This window comes from Stenotrophomonas sp. A3_2 (assembly GCF_036624925.1).
Lineage (GTDB): Bacteria > Pseudomonadota > Gammaproteobacteria > Xanthomonadales > Xanthomonadaceae > Stenotrophomonas > Stenotrophomonas hibiscicola.
The window spans coordinates 16,868-41,089 of sequence record NZ_JAZKVY010000218.1 but is presented as its reverse complement, the minus strand read 5'-3'; the positions used below and the strand labels follow the sequence as shown (position 1 = coordinate 41,089).

The following is a 24,222-nucleotide window of genomic DNA, read 5'->3' as shown; positions in this document are numbered from 1 at the left end:
TGCTGGATGGTGGGGCCGCGGGGGCCGCCGCCCGCCGCCCGCGGGCCCCGCGCCGGGCGGGGGGGGGGGGCCCCGCCGCTACCCGATAACTGAAAACGCCGCCCTGGGGCGGCGTTTTCCGTTCTGCTTACTTGCCGCCCAACCGCTCCCACAGGAAGCTGTAGGCCAGCGCCGACATGTGTGCGGCCTGCGCGTTGTTGGCGGCGCCGCCGTGGCCACCTTCGATGTTCTCGTAGTAGGTCACGTCCTTGCCGGCGTCGATCATCTTCGCCGCCATCTTGCGGGCATGGCCCGGATGCACGCGGTCATCGCGGGTGGAGGTGGTGAACAGCACCGGCGGGTACTTCTTCTTCGCATCGAACAGGTGGTACGGCGAGAAGGTCTTGATGAACTCCCAGTCGCTGGTATCCGGGTTGCCGTACTCGGCCATCCACGATGCGCCTGCCAGCAGGTGGTTGTAGCGCTTCATGTCCAGCAGCGGCACCTGCACCACCACCGCACCGAACAGCTCCGGGTACTGGGTCAGCATGTTGCCGGTCAGCAGGCCACCATTGCTGCCGCCCTGCACGCCCAGGTGCCTGGCGCTGGTGATCTTGCGCTTGACCAGATCGCGCGCCACCGCGGCCATGTCTTCATAGGCCTTGTGGCGGTTCTGCTTCAGTGCCGCCTGGTGCCAGCGCGGCCCATACTCGCCACCGCCACGGATGTTGGCGACCACGTACACGCCGCCCTTTTCCAGCCAGGCGCGGCCCATGCCACCGGAATAGCTCGGGGTCAGCGAGATCTCGAAGCCACCGTAGCCGTACAGCAGGGTCGGATTGGAACCGTCCAGCTTCATCGCCCGATCGTGCACAACGAAGTACGGCACGCGGGTGCCATCCTTGCTGGTGGCGAAGTGCTGCTCGATCACCTTGCCCTTGGCATCGAAGAAGGCCGGCATGGTCTTCAGCGTTTCCGGGGCCTGGCCGATCTCGGCCAGCGCCAGCGTGGTCGGGGTCAGATAGTCGGTGGCCGTCAGCCACACCGCGTCGCTGTCATTGCTGTCGACCGCAGCCACGCCCAGCGTGCCGAAAGCCGGTGCACCAACGAAGCGGCTGGTCTGCCAGCCATTGGCGCCCGGCGTCAGCACCGACAGGCGGTTCTTGACGTCGTCCAGCACGTTCAGCACCAGATGGTTCCTGGTCCAGGTGGCGCTGGCCAGCGAGGTGGTCGCGGTCGGGGTGAACAGCACGTCGAACTCGCGCTTGCCGGCCAGGAAGTCATCCAGCTTGGTGGCCAGCAACGAACCGGACGCATAGGTCTTGCCCCCGACAGTCCACGGATCACGCAGCTCCAGGGTCAGCCATTGCTTGTGCAGGCCCTTCTCGGCCGAATTCGGCGCGTCGATCTTGGTCAGCGTGCCATCGTCACCGCGCAGGTAGATCTCGTTGTTGTAGAAGGCGAGCGTGCGGCTGACCAGGTTGCGTTCGAAGCCCGGAGTGTCATCGTGCGTCGCCGCGATGTACATGTCTTCCGGCTTGCCTTCGTACACCGTCGTGGCCGAGGCCATCGGAGTGCCACGCTTCCACAGCTTGGCCACGCGCGGGTAGCCGGAGGTGGTCATCGAGCCGGCACCGAAGTCGGTGTAGACGAACACGGTATCGCGGTCGATCCAGTTGAGGCCGCCCTTCGACTCCGGACGGAAGAAGCCATCCTTGATCCAGGTCTTGTTGGCCAGGTCGAATTCGCGGGTGACGTCGGCATCGGCGCCGCCGCGCGACAACGCGATCAGGCAACGGCTGTAGTCCGGGCGCAGGCAATCGGCGCCGTGCCAGACCCAGTTCTCACCCTCGGCCTTGTTCAGTGCATCCAGGTCGAGCACGGTTTCCCACTGCGGCGAGGCCTTGCGGTATTCGGCCAGGGTGGTGCGTCGCCACAGGCCACGCTCGTGCTGCTGGTCCTTCCAGAAGTTGTAGTAGTAGTCGCCGATCTTCTGCACGGCGGGAATCTTGGCATCGGAGTCGAGCACCTCGCGGATGCTGGCTTCCATCTGCTTGAATGCCGGGGTCTGCGCAAGGCGCGCCTCGGACTTGGCGTTCTGTTCCTTGACCCAGGCCAGCGGCTTGTCGCCGGTTACGTCTTCGAGCCAGGCGTAACGGTCGGTGTCTTCAGCGGCCACGGCGGTCCCCACCGAGGCAGCGGTCATCATGCCAGCCAACAGGCAGGCGGAAGCGAATCGTGACATTGCAGCTCCAGGCAGTCATAAGCCTTGGAACGCTAGCATGGATCACCGCTGTCGCCCCCGTGTCGAAGGTCAGGCCGCGGCGGTGGCGCCGCGACGGCGGCGGGCCGCACCGCCACCGCGTCGGTCCGCCTGTCCACCGGTGTGACGCGCCCGCCGCAGCCACGACAGGCGAGGCAACGGGAAGCGCAGCAGCGCCCACCAGGCCACCAGCGGCATGCCCACCAGCCACATCGGCAACCAGCCCAGCCACGCGCTGCTACCACGCGCGGCCGGCCAGACCAGGACCAGTGCCACACCGGCCAGGGCCAACTGCCGCACGCTGCGCAGCAGGCGCGGGTCGGCACGTTCAAGGCTGACGCGTTCAGCTGCAGGGCGACGGACGGAACGTGCGTTCATGGGGCTTCTCCGGTAGACAGTGCAACACAGCTTGGTCAATGCCCTTCTCAAAGGCTGCGACACCATTGACGGATCGCGCACGCTCAGTCGACCATGCTCACGCAAAGCCCTCCTGAGCCCGCTCCCGCATGACTTCGATCCGCCCGCTCTGCGCCATGCTCTTGGCCCTGTCCCTGGCGGGCCCCGCCGTGGCCGCCAGCGAGCCGCCATCGCCCCGTGCCAGCGCCCCACGCGTCGCCGACCCGGATGCGCCGATCGACCTGAAGCGCTTCATGGGTACCTGGTACGTGATTGGCCGCGTGCCGAACTTCGTCGAGCGCGGCCATGTGGCCAGCGTCAACGAGTACGAACTGCGCGACGCGCACAAGGTCGGCATCACCTACCGCTATCGTGATGGCTTCGGCGAACCCCTGCAGGAGATCCGCGCACGCGCCAGTGTCGACCCGGACAGCGGCAATCACGGCTGGCGCACCTGGTTCTATCGCGTGGTGCCCACCCATTCACGGGTGCTGGAAGTAGCACCGGATTATTCCTGGGCACTGATCGGCTACCCGGGCCGCGAGATGGCCTGGATCTTCTCGCGCACACCGGACATGGACAAGGGCCTCTACAAGGAACTGGCCGAGCGCCTGCGTGACGAATACGGGGTGAACACCGACAAGCTCAAGCGTGTGCCACAGCGCCCGGAGCAGGTCGGCAAGCTGGGTTACGAAGTACCCAACGTGCGTTGAGAGAGCGCCGGGCGCAGATGTAGTGCCGGCCGCTGGCCGGCAGCTCCGGCACACCTGGAGCAGCGCATCGTTGCCGGCCAGCGGCCGGCACTATCTGAGGCGGGCTACTTGCGGGTGTAGTGCGCGACCAGGCGGTCGCCGAGCATCTGCAGCAGCTGCACCAGGATCAGCAGCACCACCACGGTAACCAGGGCCACGTCGGTGCGGTTGCGCTGGTAGCCTTCGCGCAGCGCCAGGTCGCCCAGGCCGCCGGAACCGATCGCGCCGCCCATGGCAGTGAAGCCAACCAGAGCAACGGTAGTGACCGTGGCGGCGGCAATCAGGCCCGGCCGCGCCTCGGGAAGCAGCACCCGGGTGACCAGTTGCCAGGTGGTGGCACCCATCGACTGCGCGGCCTCGACCACGCCGCGGTCCACTTCGCGCAGCGCGGTTTCCACCAGGCGCGCGTAGAACGGCGCCGCACCGATGACCAGCGCCGGCAACGTGCCGAGCACGCCGATCGACTGGCCCATCAACCACAGCGACACCGGGATCAACACCACCATCAGGATGATGAAGGGTACCGAACGCAGCAGGTTCACCACGATCGCCAGCGCGCCATAGACCAGTGGCCGGCGTTTCATCTGCGGCGCGCCGAACACGTACAGCAGCACGCCCATCGGCAGGCCGATGGCCAGGGTAAGCGGCAGCGAGCCGGCCATCATCAGCAGCGTCTCGAGGGTGGCCTTGCCGATATCCACCCACTTGTCCGCATCCAGGTGGCGGAAGAAGCCGCCGGCAGTAGCGATGATCATCGACGCAGTTCCTCAACGTGCACGCCGGCGGCCACGAACGCGGCCTGCGCGGCGGACTGGTCACCGCCCACCAGGGCGACGACCAGCTGGCCATACGGGGTGTCCTTGATCCGGTCGATACGGCCGGACAGGATGTTGTAGTCGACCCCGGTCTGCCGCGCGACGCTGCCGAGCAGGGGTTCGTAGGTGTCGCCACCGAGGAACGTCAGCCGCACGATGCGGCCACCGACGGCATCGAAATCGCGATGCAGCGCACCTTCGTCCATGTGCTCCGATTCGCTGACGAAACGGCGCGTGGTCGGATGCTGTGGATGCAGGAACACCCGGGTGACCGGCCCGGTCTCGACCATCTGGCCGGCGTCGAGCACGGCGACGCGGTCGCAGACGCGGCGGATCACGTCCATCTCGTGGGTGATCAGTACGATGGTCAGGCCCAGCTCGCGATTGATCTTCGACAGCAGCGACAGCACCGATGCCGTGGTCTGCGGATCGAGCGCACTGGTGGCCTCGTCGCACAACAGGATCTGCGGACGCGTTGCAAGTGCGCGGGCAATGCCGACGCGCTGCTTCTGGCCACCGGACAGCTGCGCCGGATACTTCTGCGCATGCGCTTCCAGGCCAACGGTCTGCAGCAGCTCGACCACGCGTGCGTCGATCTCCGCCTTCGGCGTGCCGGCCAGCTCCAGCGGGAAGGCGACGTTGCCGGCCACCGTGCGCGAAGACAGCAGGTTGAAGTGCTGGAAGATCATGCCGATGCGCCGGCGCAGCGCGCGCAGGCCGTCCGCGTCCAGTGCGGTGACATCCTCGCCACCGATCAGCAGACGCCCACCACTGGGTTCTTCCAGGCGGTTGATCATGCGGATCAGCGTCGACTTGCCGGCGCCGGAATGGCCGATGATGCCGAATACCTCACCGGCCTCGATGGTCAGGTCCAGCGGCTGCAGCGCGCTCACTGCGCGGCCGGCAACGGCATAGGATTTGTGCAGGCGCTGGAACTCGATCACGGGCGTGGCTCACCGGCTGGGTGACGGAAGGGGGCGTGCAGCCTACCAGCGCAGGCGGTCGCGCGCCCGCGCCATGGGCCAGAATGTTATTCCTTTTGGTTCTAAGCCGCTGCCCACGGTAGCGCCGGCCGCTGGCCGGCACCTGCAGCGGTCCCTCCGGCGCGAGGGGTTGCCGGCCGCCGGCCGGCCCTACCCCGGCTCAGGGGTGGTCCAACGGCTTCGGCGGCTCCTGCCGGTTCACCCGCTCGCGATGCAGCAGGTACAGGCCGGACGCAACGATGATCGCCGCCCCCACCCAGGTATAGCCATCGGGCAGCTGGCCCCAGAACGCCAGGTCCCAGCCGATCACCCAGACCAGCCCGCTGTACTCCAGCGGCGCGATCATCGAGGCCTCGCCCAGCTGGAAGGCCCTGGTCAGGGCGATCTGGCCCAGCGCTCCGGCCAGGCCCATGCCGCCGATCAGCGGCGCATGTGCCAGTTGCAGTGGCACCCAGCCGGGTAGGGCCAGCAGGCCGGCACCGATGGCCATGATCACCAGGAACCAGACCACCATCGACTGCGAGGTATCGGTGCGGGTCAGCAGGCTGACCGTGATCGCGGCTACGGCATAGGCGGTGGCCGCGGCCAGCACCATCAGCCCAGGCACCGAAATGAAGCCGTCCACGCCCGGCCGCAGCACGACCAGCACGCCGACCAGGCCGATGCCGATGGCTACCCAGCGCCGCGGCCCGACCCGTTCGCCCAGCAGCGGCACCGACAGCGCAGCGATCAGCAGCGGGGCGACGAAATAGATGGTGTAGGCAGTGGACAGCGGCAGGTCGCGCAGGGCGAACACGAAGCAGCCGATCATCGCCATGCCCAGCGCACCACGCAGCAGGTGCAGCCCCCAGCGGCGCGGCACCAGTGAACGCGGCCCGGCGCTGGCCAGCACCCAGACCAGCACGAACGGCAACGAGGCCGCGCCGCGCAGGAAGGTCACTTCCAGGGTGGGGTAGCTGGCCGACAGCTGCTTCATGCCGGCGTCCATCAGCGAGAAGCAGGCGACCGCAGCGACCATCCAGGCCACTGCGCGCGAAGGGGAGCGTTGCACGTTCATGGCCCATTATCGCCCGGTCGTCGCTTTCTGTAGAGCCGAGCCCACGCTCGGCTGCTCTTCACAAAGCAGCCGAACGTGGGCTCGGCGCTACAAAGGGCGGGCATAGGGCCCTCGCGATAGAATGGCTGCCACTGAATCCTGCGGAGCATCGCCATGCCTTCCTTCGACGTCGTGTCCGAAGTCGACACCCACGAACTGACCAACGCCATCGACCAGGCCAACCGCGAACTGGCCACCCGCTTCGATTTCAAGGGCGTGGATGCCAAGTTCGAGCGCGATGGCGATGTGATCAACCAGTTCGCGCCGACCGAGTTCCAGCTCAAGCAGATGAACGACATCCTGCGTGCACGCCTGGCCGCGCGCGGCATCGATGTGCTCAGCCTCGAATTCGGCGACATCGAGACCAACCTGGCCCAGGCCCGGCAGAAGATCACCGTCAAGCAGGGCATCGAGCAGAAGGTCGCCAAGAAGATCGCCGCTGCGCTGAAGGAGGCCAAGCTGAAGGTTGAAAGCCAGATCAATGGCGACAAGCTGCGCGTGCAGGGCAAGAAGCGCGATGACCTGCAGGACGCCATCGCCGTGCTCAAGGCCGGCAAGTTCGAGCTGCCGCTGCAGTTCAACAATTTCCGCGATTGATCTGGCCGCCGGGCATGGCCCGCCGCCGGCACCTGCGGTACGACGGCGCGTTGCAAGCGACGCGCCTACAATGTCCGCCCCGCCAGCCGACGTGCCCGCCATGACCGACGCCCAACTGCCCACCGAGGACCCGATCGCCGCCACCCGCCTGTGGCTGGAACGCATCGTCATCGGCCTGAACCTGTGCCCGTTCGCCAAGGCGGTGTATGTGAAGGACCAGGTCCGCATCGTGCTCAGCGATGCGACCACCACGGAAGCCCTGGTTGAGCAGCTGGCCGAGGAACTGGTCCTGCTGCGCGATACGCCGGCCGAGCAGATCGATACCACGCTGATCGTGCATCCGCAGGTGCTGACCGATTTCCTCGACTACAACGACTTCCTCGACAACGCCGATGCGGCGATCGAAGCGCTGGACCTGCAGGGCATCCTGCAGGTGGCCAGCTTCCATCCGGACTACCAGTTCGAAGGCGTGGCGCCGGGCGATGCCAGCAACTATACCAACCGTGCGCCCTTCCCCACCCTGCACCTGCTGCGCGAAGACAGCGTGGCGCGCGCGGTGGACGCGTTCCCTGATCCGGACGTGATCGTCGAGCGCAACATCCAGACCTTGGACCGTATCGGCGTGGACGGCTGGCATCGCCGCCTGCGTGGCGAAGACCTGTCGTGAGCACGGTGCCGCCGATTGCCGCTTGGCCGGCCGCGCCGCTGTCGGGCAAGGTGGTGCTGGTCACCGGCGGCGCCAACGGCATCGGCCGTGGCATCGCCCAGTGCGTGCTCGGTGCAGGTGGCCGCGTGTTGATCGGCGACCTGGACGTGGAAGCCGGCCAGGCCTGCCTGCGCGAGTGGCAACGCGGTGAGGACGCCGCATTCCAGCACCTGGACATTACCGACGAAGCCAGTGTGCGCGACTTCATTGCCACGGCCCTGCAGCGTTTTGGTCGCATCGACGGGCTGGTCAACAACGCGGGCATCGCCGGTGCGCACGGCTCGCGGCTGCAGGACATGGACTGGGATGAATGGCAGCGCCGCCTGTCGTCGCTGCACGGCGCTTTCCTGTGCAGCAAGCACGCGTTGCCGGCGCTGACAGCCAGCGCCGCCGGCGCCATCATCAACATCGCCTCGACCCGCGCCTGGCAATCCGAAGCGCACAGCGAGGCCTATGCGGCGGCCAAGGGTGGCCTGGTGGCCTTCACCCATGCGCTGGCGATCAGCGCCGGCCCGGCGGTGCGGGTGAACAGCATCAGCCCGGGCTGGATCGGCACCAGCGAGTGGCAGGCACCCTCACGGCGACACGAGCCGGAGTACTCGGCCATCGACCACGCACAGCATCCGGTCGGCCGGGTCGGCCACCCCGAGGACATCGGCGCGCTCGCGGTATACCTGCTGTCGTCGCTGTCCGGCTTCAGCACCGGCCAGGATTTCATCGTCGACGGCGGCATGACCCGGAAGATGATCTACGCCGAATGACCCGCCACCGGTAGTGCCGGCCGCTGGCCGGCATTCCGGTAGATCCACGCCATGCGTGGATGGCGGTGAAGTGCCAACCAAGGTTGGCACCCACCGCCATGGATTACGCCATGCCCGAGTGGCGAAGCAGCGCATCGATCTGCGGAGCACGGCCGCGGAAGGCCTTGAAGTTGTCCGCCGCCGGGCGGCTGCCACCGCGCGACAGGATCTCATCACGGAAGCGTGCACCGGTTTCAGCCAGTGCCTGCGGCGCTTCCTCGAAAGCGGCATAGGCGTCGGCGCTGAGCACCTCGGCCCACTTGTAGCTGTAGTAACCCGCGGCGTAACCGCCCGCAAAGATGTGGCTGAACTGGTGCGGGAAGCGGTTCCAGGCCGGCGGGTGGTTCACCGCCACTTCCGCGCGCACGCGGTCCAACAGTGCCAGCACGCTGTCCTGCGCTGGTTCGAACTGGCTGTGCAGCAGCATGTCGAACAGGCCGAACTCCAGCTGGCGGACGGTGGCCATGCCGCTGTGGAAGTTGCGCGCGGCCAGCATGCGCTCGTACAGCGCGCGCGGCAGCGGCTCGCCGCTGTCCACGTGCGCGGTCATCGCCTGCAGGTGGTCCCATTCCCAGCAGAAGTTCTCCATGAACTGGCTGGGCAGCTCAACCGCATCCCATTCCACGCCGTTGATGCCGGCCACGCCCAGTTCGCCGATGCGGGTCAGCAGCTGGTGCAGTCCGTGGCCCATCTCATGGAACAGCGTGGTCACTTCGTTGTGGCTGAAGGTGGCCGGTTTGCCGTTGGCACCCCGGCCGAAGTTGCACACCAGGTAGACCAGCGGCGTCTGCACGCTGCCGTCGGCGCGCACGCGACGGTTGCGGCAATCATCCATCCACGCCCCGCCGCGCTTGCCCTCGCGTGCGTACAGGTCCAGGTAGAACTGGCCGACCAGCGCGCCCTGCGCATCGACCAGGCGGAAGAAGCGCACGTCTTCGTGCCAGACCGGCGCGCTGTCCTCCTGCACATGCAGGCCATACAGCTGCTCGATCACCGAGAACAGGCCGCCCAGCACCTTCGGCTCGGTGAAATACTGCTTCACCTCCTGCTCGGAATAGCTGTAACGCGCCTGCTTCAGGCGATCGGCGGCGAACGCCAGGTCCCAGGCCTGCAGCTGCTCGATACCCAGTTGCTCGCGCGCGAACTGCTCCAGCTCGGCACGGTCCTTGGCCGCGAACGGTTTGGCGCGCGAGGCCAGGTCACGCAGGAAACCGAGCACTTCGGCCGGGTCCTGCGCCATCTTGGTCGCCACCGAGTAATGGCCGTACGAATCGAAGCCGAGCAACGCAGCCAGTTCGGCGCGCAGGGCCAGGATGCGGTCGATGTTGCCGCTGTTGTCCAGTGCGTCATCGCCGAATTCGGACGCACGCTGGGCGCTGGCGCGGTACAGGATCTCGCGCAGGTCGCGGTCCTCGCCCCAGGTCTGCACTGGCAAGTAGCACGGCATCTGCAGGGTCAGTTTCCAGCCGGCCTTGCCGTCCTTTCGGGCTGCGGCATGCGCGGTGGCCTTCACGTCTTCCGGCAGGCCCTTCAGCCGCGCTTCGTCTTCGATGATCAGCGACCAGGCATCGGTAGCGTCGAGCACGTTCTGCGAGAACTTCGCCGACAGCGCCGACAGTTCTTCCTTGATCGCAGCAAAACGCTGCTGGGCCTCGGGCGCCAGCTCGGCGCCGCCCAGGCGGAAGTCGCGCAGGGTGTTGTCCAGCACCTTGCGCTGGGCTTCATCGAAATGCGCCGCCTCCGGGCTGGCGGCCAGCGCCTGGTACTGCCGATACAGCGCCAGGTTCTGCCCCAGCGCACTGGCGAAGCGGGTCACCCGCGGCAGGTTGCTGTTGTAGGCCTCGCGCAGTTCCGGGGTGTTGACCACGCCCTGCAGGTGGCCGACCAGGCCCCAGGCGCGCCACAGTCGCTCGGTCGCGTCGTCCAACGGGGTGACGAAGGTCTCCCAACGCACCGGCTGCACCTGCTCGGCCGCGCTGACGGCGGCTTCGGCCTCGGCCAGCAGCACATCCAGCGCCGGCGCGACGTGCTCGGGGCGGATCGCCTCGAAGCGCGGCAGGCCGGAAAAATCGAGCAGGGGGTTGGCAACGGTCACGGCAGATCTCCAGGATACGGGCCCGGCACCCGGGCAGCCCTCCAGATATGGCGCTGCCGGGCGCGGCTGACAAGGGGGCACGGCATTCACATCGGCCTTACGCGCGCCCCCCGAAGCTCTGGATGCGGGGGAGTCCGCAGCGGCACGTACCGAACGAGGCCCCACATGGAAGGTCTGGCTGCAGTTGCATCCGCCTCACCGGCGCGGTCGCTGGCACTGTCTGCCAGCGCGGCCGAACTGGCCTGGATCGCCGCGCTGTGCGATGCCGGCGACGACGCCCCGCGCCACCTGCAGCAGTTGCAGGCGGTGCTGCAGCAGGGCGGCACGTTCAATGAAAGCCAGGAGTGGTACCCGTTCGAAGTGGTCGAGCGCGGCGCCAGCCAGCTGCAGCTGGGCCATGAGCGCGAGTTCGTGATCTGCGTGCTGCTGTGGTTGCAGGCATTGGCCCAGGGCCGCGCCAGCATCCTGGATCCCACCCTGCACCTGGATGACCGCGCGATGGACATCGAGGCCTTGCCCGATGCACTGCGCGACGCGGTGCTCGACGCCTTCACCGCAGCGGGTTACTGAGACACCGTCGCGGACGCCGACATGGCCCGGCGACAACGTCGGCCGTCCTACAACGCTTCCAGGCTGCACCACGGCAATTCGGGCAGTCCCTGCCCGGCCACCGCAGCGGCCAGCTGTGCGTCGGCGCCGTCGACATCAATGCCCTGGCGCGCGTACCACGCCGGATCGTAGTAGCTCTGCGCATAGCGCTCGCCGCTGTCGCACAGGATGCTGACGATGCTGCCCTGGTGGCCCGCCTCGCGCATCCACTGCGCCGCCTGCAGCACGCCGATGAAGTTGGTGCCGGTGGAGCCACCGACGCGTCGGCCGAGCTGGCGGCTGACATGGCGCATCGCAGCCAGGCTCAGCGCGTCGGGTACCTTGACCATCGCATCGACGCTGGTCGGGATGAAGCTCGGCTCCACCCGTGGCCGGCCGATGCCTTCCACGCGCGAACCACCACTGCAGGTCAGGTCGCGCCAGTCCTGTTCACCGGCCACGGCGGCCCGGTAGCCGTCGAAGAACACCGACACTTCCGGGTCCGCACACAGGATGCGGGTGTCGTGGCGGCGGTAGCTGACATAGCGGCCCAGGGTGGCGGCGGTGCCGCCGGTGCCGGGGCTGCACACGATCCATTCCGGAACCGGGCTGGGCTCTTCGGCCATCTGCTTGAAGATGGACTCGGCGATGTTGTTGTTGGCACGCCAGTCGGTCGCGCGCTCAGCGTAGGTGAACTGGTCCATGAAGTGGCCACCGGTTTCACGGGCCAGCTTTTCCGAATCACAGTTGAGGTCGCAGGCGCGTTCGACCAGGTGGCAGCGGCCGCCTTGGAACTCGATCGCGGCGATCTTTTCAGGCGAGGTGGTGGCCGGGATCACCGCAATGAACGGCAGGCCGAGCAGGCGCGCGAAATAGGCTTCGGACACCGCCGTCGAGCCGCTGGACGCTTCGATCACCGGTCGCCCTTCGCGCAGCCAGCCATTGGCCAGCGCATACAGGAACAGCGAGCGCGCCAGCCGGTGCTTGAGGCTGCCGGTGGGATGGCTCGACTCATCCTTCAGGTACACATCGATGCCCTCGAACCCGGGCAGCGCCAGCGGGATCAGGTGGGTATCGGCGGAGCGGTTGAAATCGGCTTCAATCTTGCGGATGGCGGCGGCCACCCATTCACGCTGCGACATGGCGGGCAATCGTTGTCAGGACGGAACGGTGCGATCCGGCCATTGTACGTCGCGGTACCGTCAGGTGCTGGCCGGTAGAATGCCCCCATCCGGCCGGCAACGGCCCTGTCTGAAGGACCTCCCCCCATGACCATTCCCGCCCTGCGCGATGTCCCCGGCGTCGCCGCCCAGGCCCCGGCCGAAACCACCGGCTTCGTGTTCAACCACACCATGCTGCGGGTGAAGGACATCACCGCCTCGCTGGACTTCTACACCCGCGTGCTCGGCTACCAGCTGATCGACAAGCGCGACTTCCCCGAGGCCCAGTTCAGCCTGTACTTCCTGGCCTACCTCCCGGCCGGCGTGGTGGTACCGGAAGACGACAGCCAGCGCCGCCTGTGGATGGCCGGCCTGCCGGGCGTGCTGGAACTGACCCACAACCACGGCACCGAAACCCAGGACGGCGCGGTCTACCACGACGGCAACAGCGACCCGCGCGGCTTCGGCCACATCTGCGTGTCGGTGCCGGACATCGAGGCGGCCTGCCAGCGCTTCGAGGACCTCGGGGTAACCTTCCAGAAGCGGCTGACCGACGGCCGCATGAAGAACCTGGCCTTCATCAAGGACCCGGACGGCTACTGGGTCGAGATCATCGCCAACGTCTGACCCGGAAAGGGGCACAATTCCGGTAGCGCCGGGCCATGCCCGGCGGCCTTGAGCAGGCCGCGCTGCGCGCGCGCCGGGCACGCCCCGGCGCTACCGACTCCGTCCCCTTTTTGAAGAGGTTCGTATGGAAACGATGGAACTGCACCGTGGCCGCCTGATCGACCACATCCAGCTGGTGGTGCGCGACCTGGCCGCCAGCCGCCGCTTCTACCAGGCAGTGTTCGATACGATCGGCATCCCACTCGGCGGCGAAGGGCCGGACTTCTTCTGGGCCGACGAGCTGTTCATTTCCAGCGCCAGCAGCCGTGCCGCCGCCGGCCAGCTGACCGGCCGCCATCATCTCGCCTTCCAGGCCCGCGACAGCGCCACGGTCGATGCCTTCCACACCGCTGCCATCGCCGCCGGTGGCACAGACAACGGCGCACCGGGCGAGCGCCCCTACCACCCGGGCTACTACGGCGCCTTCGTGCTCGACCCCGATGGCAACAACATCGAAGTGGTCTACCACGGCCCGGCGAACTACAGTGCCGACTCGGTGAAGGTGACGTTCTGACTTCACCGACGCCGTGAACGAAGAAGCCGGGCAATGCCCGGCTTCTCTATTTCCAGCGCTGCAGCCCTCAGTGGGCGGCCATGTAGATGTCCTGCAGCACGGCCTTTTCCAGTTCCAGCTCGCCCAGCAGGTTCTTCACGATATCGCCCAGGCTGAGGATGCCGACCAGCTGGTTGCCGTCGGTCACCATCAGGTGACGGCGACGCGAGTATGTCATCAGCGACATGGCCTGCTTCAGCGTGGCGTCCGGCGCAATGCCCTCCAGGCCCGTGGACGGCAGGCTGGAAATCACCCGGCGGCCGGCCTGCGGGCCATCGTCGGCCAGGGTGCGCACGATGTCCTTCTCGGAGATGATGCCGACCGGGGCATCGTCCTTCATCACCACCAGCGCAGCGATCCTGTTCGCGCTCATCTTGTGGGCGGCGGCACCGATGGTGTCTTCGGCATCGATGGTGATGACAGCTTCTTTCTTGGATTGCAGGAGTTCGCGGACGTTCATTCTTGTTTCCTGGTGCAGGTCACTGAAGTCAAAAAAGTGTGCTCTTCCGATACGCCCCCTCCCCGGGAACAGACCTTTCAGCGCACGTCTGGCGCACCCGTCTGCCGCATGGGAGGCATCGGCAGACGACGTGCTGCAACGCGAACGAGGTGGGGGTTCAACCGCTCAACCCGGACCTCGGTCAAATCGATTCTACGACTGCGACCATCGGTCACTACCGGCATCGATTAGGACAGTTCGTCGTGGGAACCAGCTGACGATCCAGAGAATGGCACCGCGGCTGAAACCGTCGCTGAATACAAGCGCAGTTGCGCATTAAAGATTGATTGCCCGCTGCCGACAGCGGACAGAACACCCGGCGGCAATCCCACTTCGCACTGTCCGGCCAAACGAAAGGGCCCACGCGGGGCCCCTTCACTTACAGCATCCAACCGGAGCGATGGGTATTACTCCACCGTCACGCTCTTGGCCAGGTTGCGCGGCTTGTCCACGTCGGTGCCGCGTGCCAGCGCAGTATGGTAGGCCAGCAGCTGCACCGGGATGGTGTGCACGATCGGGCTGAGCACGCCGGCGTGGCGCGGGGTGCGAATCACGTGCACGCCTTCGGACGCGTTGAAGTTGCTGTCCTGGTCGGCGAACACGAACAGCTCGCCGCCACGCGCGCGCACTTCCTGCATGTTCGACTTCACCTTTTCCAGCAGGCTGTCGTTGGGGGCGATCACCACCACCGGCATGTCCTCGTCCACCAGCGCCAGCGGACCATGCTTCAGCTCACCTGCCGGGTAGGCCTCGGCGTGGATGTAGGAAATCTCCTTGAGCTTGAGCGCGCCCTCCAGCGCGATCGGGTAATGCAGGCCACGGCCCAGGAACAGCGCATTGGACTTGCGCGCAAAGCGTTCGGCCCACGCCGCGATCTGCGGTTCCAGGTTCAGCGCGTGCTGCACGCTGCCCGGCAGGAAGCGCAGCTGCTCCAGGTAATCCGCTTCCTGCGCCGCGTCGATGCGGCCATGCAGCTTGCCCAGCACCACGGTCAACTGGAACAGCGCGGCCAGCTGGGTGGTGAAGGCCTTGGTCGAAGCCACGCCGATCTCTGCGCCGGCACGGGTGTAGCAGACCAGCTCGCTGGCGCGCGGAATCGCGCTTTCCGGCACGTTGCAGATCGACAGCGTGTGCTTGTGGCCAAGCGCCTTGGCGTACTTCAGTGCCTCCATCGTATCCAGCGTTTCGCCGGACTGCGAGATGGTCACGATCAGATGCTTCGGGTTCGCGTAAGCGGCGCGGTAGCGGTACTCGCTGGCAATCTCCACGCTGCACGGCAGGCCGGCGATGGCCTCGATCCAGTAGCGCGCGGTCAGGCCTGCGTAGTAGCTGGTGCCGCAGGCTATGATCTGCACGCCTTCGATGCCCGACAGCACCGCCTCGGCGTTCTTGCCGAACAGCTCGGCCGGGAAGCCACCGGCGTCGATCGCCGCTTCGATGGTGTCGCCCAGCGCACGCGGCTGTTCGTGGATTTCCTTCTGCATGAAGTGGCGGTACGGACCCAGCTCCAGCGAGGCCAGCGACACATCGGACAGATGCACGTCGCGCTCGACCGGCTGGTCATGCTCGTCGAAGATGCGCACGCCATCGCGACGGATCTCGGCGGTGTCGCCCTCTTCCAGGAAGATCACCTTGCGGGTGGCCGAGATCACCGCCGAGACGTCGGAGGCGACGAAATTCTCGCCCTCGCCCAGGCCGATCAGCAGCGGGCAGCCCATGCGCGCGCAGACGAAGCGCTCCGGCTCGGCGCGGCTGACCACGGCCAGCGCATAGGCACCGGTCAGCTCTTTCACCGTGTGCTGCAGCGCCACCAGCAGGTCATCGCCGTCCTTCAGGTGGTGGTGGATGAGGTGGGCGATGACTTCGGTATCGGTCTGCGACTCGAAGGTGTAGCCCAGCGCACGCAGCTTCTCGCGCTGCTCCTCATGGTTCTCGATGATGCCGTTGTGCACCAGCGCCACGCCATGGCTGATATGCGGATGCGCGTTGGCCTCGGTGACACCACCGTGGGTGGCCCAGCGGGTGTGGCCGATGCCCAGCACCGCATTGAAGCCCTCTGCCTCGGCCGCGGTGGCCATTTCCGACACACGACCGGTACGACGCACGCGGCGTACATCGCGGCGCTCACCCTGGTCGACTACCGCAATACCCGAGGAATCGTAACCACGGTATTCAAGACGCTTCAGCCCCTCGATCAGTACCGGCACCACGTCGCGATCAGCGATCGCACCCACGATTCCACACATGTCACGCGTTTCCTTGAAGACGATCGGCGCATTCTAGCCCGCGCGTCCGGCGTCGCCCTCCTGTCCGCTTAATGAAAGTGTCCGGAAAGGTGTCCGCGGACACCCGGACACTTCGCCTCCTCATCCAAGCTGTTGAACCAAAAGGAAATAAGGTTGGCACGCAACCTGCTTGGTACTGGTTACCACCGTCAGGCACGCATCCGATGATCCGCGACACCTCCGCACAGGACCAGATCGTTTCCACCGCCCCGGCCGGCACCTCCCGCGTGGCCTGGCACCGCTATCGCTGGCCGGCGCTGGGTGCCATCGCGCTGCTGGCCGGCATCGGCTGGGCGGTACATGCCTGGTCCAATGCCAGCCGCTCCTTCGACAGCAGCCGCGTGCGCATCGCCGAAGTGAAGCGCGGCGACCTGGTGCGCGACATCGCCGCCGACGGCCGCGTGATCGCCGCCAACAGCCCGATCCTGTATGCCATCTCGGCCGGTACCGTGGACCTGAAGGTGGTCGCCGGTGACGTGGTCAAGAAGGGCCAGGAGCTGGCGATCATCGACAGCCCGGAACTGCGCAGCAAGCTGGCCCAGGAACAGGCAACGCTGGCCGGGCTGGAAGCCGAGGCCAGCCGCGCCGCGCTGGACGCGACCCTGGCCCGCGCCAAGTCCCGCAAGGAAACCGACCAGGCCACCATCGAGCGTCAGGCCGCCGACCGTGACCTGCAGCGCTACCAGCGCGGCTACGACGGCGGCGCGGTACCGCAGATCGACCTGGCCAAGGCCAAGGATTCGCTGAAGAAAGCCGACATCGCCCTGGCCAACGCCACCACCGATGCGCGCCTGCAGAGCCAAGGCGCCGACCTGGATGCCCGCAACAAGCGCCTGCTGGCCGACCGCCAGAAAGCGGTGGTGGCCGAAGTGCAGCGCCAGGTCGATGCGCTGACGCTGCGCGCGCCCTTCGATGGCCAGGTTGGCCAGGTGCAGGCCGTGCAGTCCACCAACCTGGCCGCCAACGCGCCGGTGCTGGGCGTAGTCGACCTGTCCAAGTTCGAGGTCGAGATCAAGGTGCCGGAGAGCTTCGCCCGCGACCTGGCGATCGGCATGCCGGCCCAGCTGACCGGTGGCAACGGCCAGCCGTTCCCGGGCGAGATCAGCGCAGTATCGCCGGAAGTGGTCAACGGCGAGGTCAACGCCCGCGTGCGCTTTGCCAGCGCGCAGCCGGAAGGCCTGCGCCAGAGCCAGCGGATGTCGGTGCGCGTGCTGCTCGATACCCGCAAGGACGTGCTGAAGGTCGAGCGCGGCCCGTTCGTCGAACAGGGCAACGGCATGGCCTACGTGATGGATGGCCGCACCGCCGTGCGCCGTCCGGTGGAACTGGGCGTCAGCAGCCTGGGCGAAGTGGAAATCAAGTCCGGTGTGCAGCCAGGCGACCGCATCGTGGTCTCCGGCAGCGACCTGTTCAAGGACGCCGAACGCGTCTCCGTCAACTGACACCTGATACCTGAATCCTGGAGAGAGGACACCCCATGTACATGCTCGAAATGCGTTCGGTCGCCAAGGTCTTCCGTACCGAACAGGTGGAGACCCACGCTCTGCGCTCGCTGGAACTGCAGGTCAAGGAAGGCGAGTTCGTCGCCGTCACCGGCCCGTCCGGTTCCGGCAAGACCACCTTCCTCAACATCGCCGGCCTGCTGGAAACCTTCACCAGCGGTACCTACCTGCTGGACGGGCAGGATGTGAGCACGCTGGGCGACGACGCACGCAGCCGCCTGCGCAACCAGAAGATCGGCTTCATCTTCCAGGGCTTCAACCTGATTCCCGATCTGAATCTGTTCGACAACGTCGACGTACCGTTGCGCTATCGGAAGATGAGCGCCAACGAGCGCCGCGAGCGCATCGAGAAGGCGCTGACCCAGGTCGGCCTGGGTTCGCGCATGAAGCACTACCCGAATGAGCTGTCCGGCGGCCAGCAGCAGCGCGCGGCCATCGCACGCGCCCTGGCCGGCAGCCCTCGCCTGCTGCTGGCCGACGAACCGACCGGCAACCTGGATACGCAGATGGCGCGCGGCGTGATGGAACTGCTGGAGGAGATCAATGCCGCCGGCACCACCATCGTGATGGTCACCCATGATCCGGAACTGGCCGCGCGTGCGCAGCGCAACGTGCACATCGTCGATGGCCAGGTCACCGACCTGGTGCGCGAACCGGTGCTGGCCCCCCCCCCGCGCCACATCGTCGCCGTCAACGAGTGAGGGGCCGGCCATGTTCGCCTACTACGCCCGACTGGCGGTGCGCAGCTTCCGCCGCAACAAGGTCCTGACCGCGCTGATGGTGGTGGCCATCGCCCTCGGCATCGGTGCCTCGATGACCACCCTGACCGTGTTCCATGTGCTGTCCGGTGACCCGATTCCCGGCAAGAGCGACCGGCTGTTCTACGTGCAGCTCGATGCCGCGACCGGCGCCTATGTCGCGGGCGAGGAACCGGAAACCCAGTTGACCCGCTTCGACGGTGAAGCCCTGCTGCGCGAAGCCAAGGGCGAGCGCCAGGCGCTGATGAGCGGCGGTGGCGGCACCATCGAACCGGACAACAGCACCCTCAAGCCCTTCAGCATCGACACCCGCTGGACCTCCGCCGATTTCTTCCCGATGTTCGAGGTGCCGATGCAGTACGGCCGCCCCTGGACGCGCGAGGACGATGAAGGCCGCGCACGCGTGGTGGTCATCTCCAAGGCGCTCAACGACAAGCTGTACCAGGGCGCCAACAGCGTGGGCCGCGACCTGCGCATGGAAGGCCAGAGTTACCGCATCGTCGGCGTGATGAAGGAATGGAGCCCGGAGCCGCACTTCTACGACCTGACCACCGGCAGCTACGGCAAGAACGAAGACCTGCTGCTGCCGATCTCCACCTCGTTCGACCTGAAGCTGGGCAGCAACGGCAACATGAACTGCTTCGGCGAGAATCCCGATGGCAACAGCTACTCGCTCAACGCACCCTGCGCGTGGCTGCAGTACTGGGTGGAGATGGACCCGGCCAAGGCCGCCGACTACCGCCGCTACCTGGAGAACTATTCGAGCCAGCAGCGCCAGGCCGGCCGCTTCAAGCACCCGCCGAACGTGCGCCTGCGCACCGTGATGGAATGGCTGGACTTCAACGGCGCGGTGCCCAGCGACGTGCGCCTGCAGCTGTGGCTGGCACTGGGTTTCCTGGGTGTCTGCCTGGTCAACACGGTGGGCCTGCTGCTGGCCAAGTTCCTGCGCCGCAGTGGAGAGATCGGCGTGCGCCGCGCACTCGGTGCCAGCCGTGGCCAGATCTTCCTGCAGTGCCTGGTGGAAGCCGGCGCGGTCGGCGTGGTCGGGGGCGTGCTGGGCATCGGCCTGGCCCTGCTCGGCCTGTTCGCGGTGCGCCAGCAACCGGTGGAGTACGCAAAGCTGGCCCACCTGGACGGCAACATGCTGCTGCTCGCGCTGGGCCTGACCCTGTTCGCCAGCCTTGCCGCCGGTTTCCTGCCTGCCTGGCGCGCCATGCAGGTCACTCCGGCCATCCAGCTCAAGTCGCAGTAAGCAATCGAACGAGGACTCCCATGGACATCCGCCCCATCCTCAGCACGCTGCGCCGGCACAAGACTGCCGCTGCCCTGATCGTGCTGGAAGTCGCACTGACCTGCGCCATCGTCTGCAACGCGCTGTTCCTGGTCAGCCAGCGCGTGGAGAAGATCAGCATGCCCAGCGGCATCGCCGAGAACGAACTGGTGATGCTCCGCGTCAGCGGCATCGGCAAGCAGACCGATGCCATGGCCCGCACCCGTGAGGACCTGGCGTCATTGCGTGCGCTTCCCGGCGTCAGCAACGTCACCATCATCAACCAAGTGCCTTTCCGCAACGGCTCGTCCAGCAGCAGCATCTCGCGGGAGATCGACCAGGAACGGCCGACCACCAACGCTTCGATGTACACCCTGTCCGAGAACGGGCTGGCCACGATGGGCATCAACCTGATCGCCGGCCGCGATTTCCTGCCCAGCGAGTACCAGAACTTCGAAGACGCCAGCAAGGGGGGCGCCAAGGAAAACGCCATCCCGGTCATCCTCACCCAGGCCACCGCCGCCAAGATGGAACCCAACGGCAGCGCGCTGGGCAAGACCTACTACATGGGCAAGCAGCCGCTGCACGTGGTCGGCATCGTCGACACGCTCAGCACGCCCAATGGCTGGAATGACAACTGGACGAACTCCATGCTGCTGCCCATGCGGCGCACCTTCGACGAGGGTGGCACCTATTTGCTGCGCACTTCGCCGGAACGCCGCCAGGAGGTGCTTGATGCGGGGGCTGCTGTACTGGAGCGCAACGACCCCAACCGGCTGATGCGCGACAAGCTGACCTATGAAGACCAGCGCAAGGACTTCTTCAAGAACGACCGCGCGATGGTTGGCCTGCTGATCACCGTCAGCGTCTCGCTGCTGGTGGTCACCGCACTGGGCATCATCGGCCTGGCCAGCTTCTGGGTGCAGCAGCGCAGCAAGCAGATCGGCATTCGCCGCGCACTCGGTGCCACCCGCGGGCAGATCCTGCGCTACTTCCAGACCGAGAACTTCCTGCTGGCCTCGCTGGGCATCGTGCTGGGCATGCTGGCGGCCTACGCGATCAATCTGGCACTGATGAACCTGTACGAGCTGCCACGCATGCCCCTGTACTACCTGCCGCTGGGCGCGCTGCTGCTGTGGGTGCTGGGCCAGGTCGCGGTGTTCGGGCCGGCCCGGCGCGCGGCAGCGGTCCCGCCCGCAGTTGCCACGCGGGGCGCGTGAGATGCGTGCCTGCCGGATGCTGTTGATGGCACTGCTGCCACTGCCGGCGCTGGCCGGCGGTGGCAGCTCGCAGACGCTGGAATGGCGCCAGGATGATGCCCGCCTGGCGCTGCGCTCGACCGAGGGCCAGGTACGGGTGGAAGCCGCGCGTCCGGAAGCCCGCTTCGGCGTGCGCAGCGGTGATCGCATCCTCCGCGTGGACGACACGGCGGTGCGCCGGGTCGAACATCTGGCCGAGGCACTGCGCCATTCCCACGCCGCCACCGCCTATCTGTTGCTGCGCCGCGACAGACGCGAACTGACGGTGGCGGTCGACGCCGCAGCCTGGCGCCAGGCACTGGAAGTGCCGCCGCCACCTGCGCCGCCAGCGCCCCCGGCGCCTCCCCGGCGCTGAGCAGGGGCCGCTCCTGCACAGCCACGGGTTTGGCTATGCTTGATGGGTGGCGCCGGGCTCTCCCGGTGCGTGGACACGAACGGCTCCAACGGCGCCGCCCATCCCTTTCTGCAGAACCGTTTGATGCCTTCGATCCTGATCATCGACGACAACGCCAGCGTGGGCACCGCGCTGGACGTGCTGTTCTCCCTGCATGACATCGACACCCTGCAGGCGCAGAGCCCGGCCGAAGGGCTGGCCCTGCTCGAGTCGCAGCCGGTTGATCTGGTGATCCAGGACATGAATTTCAGCGAGGACACCACCTCCGGCGAGGAGGGCGAAGCGCTGTTCGCACAGATCCGCGCGCGCCACCCGGACCTGCCGGTGATCCTGCTCACCGCCTGGACCCACCTGAGCAGCGCGGTGGACCTGGTCAAGGCCGGTGCCGCCGACTACCTGGCCAAGCCCTGGGACGACCGCAAACTGCTGACCACGGTCAACAACCTGCTCGAGCTGTCCGAGGCACGCCGCGAGCTGGACCGGCGGCGCGCGCGTGAGCTGCGGCAGCGCAACACGCTGGAAGAGAAGTACAAGCTCTGTGGCGCGGTCTTTGCAGATCCGGCCAGCGAGCGCGTCATCGCGCTCGCCTGCCAGGTCGCGCGCTCCGAACTGCCGGTGCTGATCACCGGTCCCAACGGCGCTGGCAAGGAGAAGATCGCGCAGATCATCCAGGCCAACTCGCTGGTGGCCAAGGGCCCGTTCATCACGGTCAACTGCGGCGCATTGCCGTCGGAACTGATCGAAGCCGAACTGTTCGGTGCCGAGGCCGGTGCGTACACCGGCGCCAACAAGGCACGCGAAGGCAAGTTCGAGGCCGCCGATGGTGGCACCCTGTTCCTGGATGAGATCGGCAACCTGTCGCTGGGCGGGCAGATGAAGCTGCTGCGTGTGCTGGAAACCGGCCGCTTCGAGCGTCTTGGCTCCAATCGCGAGCGCCAGGTCAAAGTCCGCGTGGTCAGTGCGACCAATGCCGACCTGCCGGCGATGATCCGCGACGGCACCTTCCGCGAAGACCTGTACTACCGCCTCAATACGGTGGAACTGGTACTGCCACCATTGGCCGAACGCCCGGGCGACATCGTGCCGCTGGCCGAGCGCTTCCTGACCGCCGGCAAGCCGCTGTCCAGCGCCGCCACCGCGGCCCTGCAACGGCATCCCTGGCCCGGCAACGTGCGCGAACTGCGCAACGTGATCCAGCGCGCCGAGCTGCTGGCGACCGGCAACCGCATCGAAGTGGCCGACCTGAACCTGCCGCGTGCCGCACCTGCTTCGCGACCGGCGCCCAGTGCCGGCAATGATCCTGACCGTGCGCGCATCGAGGATGTGCTGGCGCGCAACCACGGCGTCATCGCCCAGGCTGCCGCCGAACTCGGCCTGAGCCGCCAGGCGCTGTACCGGCGCATGGACCGGCACGGCATCCCACGCGAATGAAGCGGCGTTCGTTCACCTTCCGTCTGTTCCTGCGCCTGCTGCCGGTGCTGGCGCTGGCCGCCGCGTTGCCGTGGCTGCTGGCGTACTGGATGGACCATGGCTGGGTTGTGACCACCGTGTCGGCACTGATCCTGCTGTCGCTGATGTGGTGGACGCTGCGCCGTGCCACCGCCCCCGTGCGGTCACTGATGCGGGCCCTGGCGGGCACCACCAGCAGCTATCGCGACGGCGAATACAACTTCGGCGTGCACTGGCCCGGCAATGACGAGCTCGGCGACCTGGTGCAGGCACACCGCGAACTGGGTGATGTACTGCGTGCACAGCGGCAGGGCCTGGTGCAACGCGAGCTGCTGCTGGACACAATGGTGCAGAACACGCCGGTGGCGATGCTGCTGATCGCCTCCGGCGGCGATGGCATCGCCCGCGTGGTGTTCTCCAACCTGGCCGCGCGCAAGTTGCTGCATGGCGGCTGGAAGCTGGAAGGACAGCGCCTGGAGGACGTGCTGGAACAGGTGCCGGTGGAACTGCGCGATGCCATCGCCCGCGGCGGCGACAGCCTGTTCGCGGTGCATGCGGAAGGCGAAGACAGCGACGAGGATGACGAACAGGTCTATCACCTCTCACGTCGTTCTTTCCACCTCAATGGCCGTCCGCACGACCTGTTGCTGGTACGCCTGCTCACCGCCGAGCTGCGCCGCCAGGAAGTGCAGACGTGGAAGAAGGTGATCCGGGTGATCAGCCATGAGCTGAACAACTCGCTGGCACCGATCGCTTCGCTGGCACACTCCGGCGGCGTGCTGGTGCAGCGCGAGCGCTTCGATCGGCTGCCGGAGATCTTCACCACCATCGAAGACCGGGCGCGCCATCTGGAAGGTTTCATTCGCGGCTATGCGCGTTTTGCCAAGCTGCCGCAGCCGCAGTTGCAGACCGTGCACTGGGCCCCCTTCCTGTCCAGCCTGCGCCAGCAGATTCCGTTCACCATGGAGCGCGAGCCGGACGAGGAACTGAGCAGCCGCATCGACATCGCGCAGTTCGGGCAGGCGTTGTTGAACCTGTTGAAGAACGCGCATGAGGCCGGCGCCGAAGCCGATCCGCCCAATGATGACGTGCAGGTGCAGCTGACGCGGTTGCCGCAATGGCTGCGCCTGGATGTGCTGGACCGTGGCAAGGGCATGAACGAGCAGGTGCTGCAGAACGCGCTGATGCCGTTCTATTCCACCAAGCGCAACGGCACCGGGCTGGGGCTGGCGTTGACCCGCGAGATCGTGGAGGCGCACGGCGGGCGTGTGTCACTGCAGAATCGTGGCGATGGCGGGTTGTGCGTGTCGATCCTGCTGCCGGTGGGGTGAGTTGCCGACTTGGCTCGGTCTGCCAG

23 protein-coding genes are annotated in these 24,222 nt (G+C 66.9%); 14 read left to right on the top strand and 9 right to left on the bottom strand.

Features of this window, described 5'->3' with window-relative positions; all coding sequences use genetic code 11:
* Positions 1 to 127 precede the first annotated feature (127 nt).
* Positions 128 to 2,224, bottom strand: a complete 2,097-nt coding sequence (locus tag R5H29_RS07615) for a prolyl oligopeptidase family protein (RefSeq protein WP_021203894.1) — start codon at positions 2,222 to 2,224, stop codon at positions 128 to 130.
* A gap of 69 nt (positions 2,225 to 2,293) precedes the next feature.
* Complete coding sequence (locus R5H29_RS07610; protein WP_021203893.1) at positions 2,294 to 2,620, bottom strand: hypothetical protein; 327 nt, start codon at positions 2,618 to 2,620, stop codon at positions 2,294 to 2,296.
* 128 nt (positions 2,621 to 2,748) lie between these two features.
* Here R5H29_RS07610 and R5H29_RS07605 point away from each other — a divergent pair, with 128 nt between their 5' ends.
* A complete protein-coding gene (locus R5H29_RS07605; protein WP_019660709.1) occupies positions 2,749 to 3,351 on the top strand; it encodes a lipocalin family protein in 603 nt (200 codons plus the stop codon).
* A gap of 104 nt (positions 3,352 to 3,455) precedes the next feature.
* On the opposite strand, the gene R5H29_RS07600 is transcribed toward R5H29_RS07605, so the two are convergent.
* From R5H29_RS07600 to R5H29_RS07590, 3 genes are all read right to left on the bottom strand, one after another.
* Complete coding sequence (locus R5H29_RS07600; protein WP_019660710.1) at positions 3,456 to 4,145, bottom strand: methionine ABC transporter permease; 690 nt, start codon at positions 4,143 to 4,145, stop codon at positions 3,456 to 3,458.
* The gene (locus R5H29_RS07595) at positions 4,142 to 5,149 is read right to left on the bottom strand and encodes a methionine ABC transporter ATP-binding protein (RefSeq protein WP_021203891.1); all 1,008 of its coding nucleotides are present in this window, start codon (positions 5,147 to 5,149) and stop codon (positions 4,142 to 4,144) included. The genes R5H29_RS07600 and R5H29_RS07595 overlap by 4 nt, the downstream gene beginning before the upstream one ends.
* Before the next feature lie 199 nt (positions 5,150 to 5,348).
* The gene (locus R5H29_RS07590) at positions 5,349 to 6,245 is read right to left on the bottom strand and encodes a DMT family transporter (RefSeq protein WP_019660712.1); all 897 of its coding nucleotides are present in this window, start codon (positions 6,243 to 6,245) and stop codon (positions 5,349 to 5,351) included.
* A 153-nt stretch (positions 6,246 to 6,398) separates the two neighbouring features.
* Between R5H29_RS07590 and R5H29_RS07585 the strand changes: the two genes are divergently transcribed.
* From R5H29_RS07585 to R5H29_RS07575, 3 genes are all read left to right on the top strand, one after another.
* Entirely contained in the window at positions 6,399 to 6,881 is a 483-nt protein-coding gene (locus R5H29_RS07585) for a YajQ family cyclic di-GMP-binding protein (RefSeq protein ID WP_049411069.1), read from the top strand.
* A gap of 100 nt (positions 6,882 to 6,981) precedes the next feature.
* On the top strand, positions 6,982 to 7,548 hold the full coding sequence (locus tag R5H29_RS07580; RefSeq protein ID WP_026347096.1) for a DUF1415 domain-containing protein: 567 nt from the start codon (positions 6,982 to 6,984) through the stop codon (positions 7,546 to 7,548).
* Positions 7,545 to 8,348 carry an SDR family oxidoreductase gene (locus R5H29_RS07575; RefSeq protein WP_019660715.1) on the top strand — a complete coding sequence of 268 codons (804 nt, stop codon included), beginning with the start codon at positions 7,545 to 7,547 and terminating at the stop codon, positions 8,346 to 8,348. The genes R5H29_RS07580 and R5H29_RS07575 overlap by 4 nt, the downstream gene beginning before the upstream one ends.
* Positions 8,349 to 8,451: 103 nt before the next feature.
* Here the strand turns inward: R5H29_RS07575 and R5H29_RS07570 are convergent, their stop codons facing one another.
* Entirely contained in the window at positions 8,452 to 10,482 is a 2,031-nt protein-coding gene (locus tag R5H29_RS07570) for a M3 family metallopeptidase (RefSeq protein ID WP_134735352.1), read from the bottom strand.
* Positions 10,483 to 10,647: 165 nt separating this feature from the next.
* Here R5H29_RS07570 and R5H29_RS07565 point away from each other — a divergent pair, with 165 nt between their 5' ends.
* The gene (locus R5H29_RS07565; protein WP_005419475.1) at positions 10,648 to 11,052 is read left to right on the top strand and encodes a hypothetical protein; all 405 of its coding nucleotides are present in this window, start codon (positions 10,648 to 10,650) and stop codon (positions 11,050 to 11,052) included.
* 47 nt (positions 11,053 to 11,099) lie between these two features.
* Here the strand turns inward: R5H29_RS07565 and R5H29_RS07560 are convergent, their stop codons facing one another.
* On the bottom strand, positions 11,100 to 12,212 hold the full coding sequence (locus R5H29_RS07560; protein ID WP_019660717.1) for a PLP-dependent cysteine synthase family protein: 1,113 nt from the start codon (positions 12,210 to 12,212) through the stop codon (positions 11,100 to 11,102).
* 126 nt (positions 12,213 to 12,338) lie between these two features.
* Between R5H29_RS07560 and gloA the strand changes: the two genes are divergently transcribed.
* Positions 12,339 to 12,857: a lactoylglutathione lyase gene (gloA, locus tag R5H29_RS07555; RefSeq protein ID WP_019660718.1), complete on the top strand. Its 519-nt coding sequence runs from the start codon at positions 12,339 to 12,341 to the stop codon at positions 12,855 to 12,857.
* A 124-nt stretch (positions 12,858 to 12,981) separates the two neighbouring features.
* Positions 12,982 to 13,410 (top strand): VOC family protein, encoded by a 429-nt coding sequence (locus R5H29_RS07550; RefSeq protein WP_019660719.1) that lies wholly within the window; start codon positions 12,982 to 12,984, stop codon positions 13,408 to 13,410.
* A gap of 67 nt (positions 13,411 to 13,477) precedes the next feature.
* Here the strand turns inward: R5H29_RS07550 and R5H29_RS07545 are convergent, their stop codons facing one another.
* Both R5H29_RS07545 and glmS read right to left on the bottom strand, forming a co-directional pair.
* Positions 13,478 to 13,909 carry a CBS domain-containing protein gene (locus tag R5H29_RS07545; protein ID WP_014648481.1) on the bottom strand — a complete coding sequence of 144 codons (432 nt, stop codon included), beginning with the start codon at positions 13,907 to 13,909 and terminating at the stop codon, positions 13,478 to 13,480.
* A gap of 446 nt (positions 13,910 to 14,355) precedes the next feature.
* Positions 14,356 to 16,194, bottom strand: coding sequence for a glutamine--fructose-6-phosphate transaminase (isomerizing) (glmS, locus tag R5H29_RS07540; protein ID WP_332329004.1), 1,839 nt, complete (start codon positions 16,192 to 16,194; stop codon positions 14,356 to 14,358).
* Positions 16,195 to 16,397: 203 nt separating this feature from the next.
* Here glmS and R5H29_RS07535 point away from each other — a divergent pair, with 203 nt between their 5' ends.
* The 7 genes from R5H29_RS07535 to R5H29_RS07505 all read left to right on the top strand — a co-directional run bounded on the left by R5H29_RS07535 (position 16,398) and on the right by R5H29_RS07505 (position 24,196).
* Entirely contained in the window at positions 16,398 to 17,675 is a 1,278-nt protein-coding gene (locus R5H29_RS07535) for an efflux RND transporter periplasmic adaptor subunit (protein ID WP_111102117.1), read from the top strand.
* 35 nt (positions 17,676 to 17,710) lie between these two features.
* Positions 17,711 to 18,436, top strand: a complete 726-nt coding sequence (locus R5H29_RS07530) for an ABC transporter ATP-binding protein (RefSeq protein ID WP_332329003.1) — start codon at positions 17,711 to 17,713, stop codon at positions 18,434 to 18,436.
* 10 nt (positions 18,437 to 18,446) lie between these two features.
* The gene (locus tag R5H29_RS07525; RefSeq protein WP_005419489.1) at positions 18,447 to 19,745 is read left to right on the top strand and encodes an ABC transporter permease; all 1,299 of its coding nucleotides are present in this window, start codon (positions 18,447 to 18,449) and stop codon (positions 19,743 to 19,745) included.
* A 20-nt stretch (positions 19,746 to 19,765) separates the two neighbouring features.
* Positions 19,766 to 20,983, top strand: a complete 1,218-nt coding sequence (locus R5H29_RS07520; protein ID WP_332329002.1) for an FtsX-like permease family protein — start codon at positions 19,766 to 19,768, stop codon at positions 20,981 to 20,983.
* 16 nt (positions 20,984 to 20,999) lie between these two features.
* Positions 21,000 to 21,377, top strand: a complete 378-nt coding sequence (locus R5H29_RS07515) for a PDZ domain-containing protein (RefSeq protein ID WP_332329005.1) — start codon at positions 21,000 to 21,002, stop codon at positions 21,375 to 21,377.
* A 123-nt stretch (positions 21,378 to 21,500) separates the two neighbouring features.
* On the top strand, positions 21,501 to 22,847 hold the full coding sequence (locus R5H29_RS07510) for a sigma-54 dependent transcriptional regulator (protein WP_332329001.1): 1,347 nt from the start codon (positions 21,501 to 21,503) through the stop codon (positions 22,845 to 22,847).
* The gene (locus R5H29_RS07505) at positions 22,844 to 24,196 is read left to right on the top strand and encodes a PAS domain-containing sensor histidine kinase (protein ID WP_019660726.1); all 1,353 of its coding nucleotides are present in this window, start codon (positions 22,844 to 22,846) and stop codon (positions 24,194 to 24,196) included. The genes R5H29_RS07510 and R5H29_RS07505 overlap by 4 nt, the downstream gene beginning before the upstream one ends.
* The last annotated feature ends 26 nt before the right edge of the window (positions 24,197 to 24,222 follow it).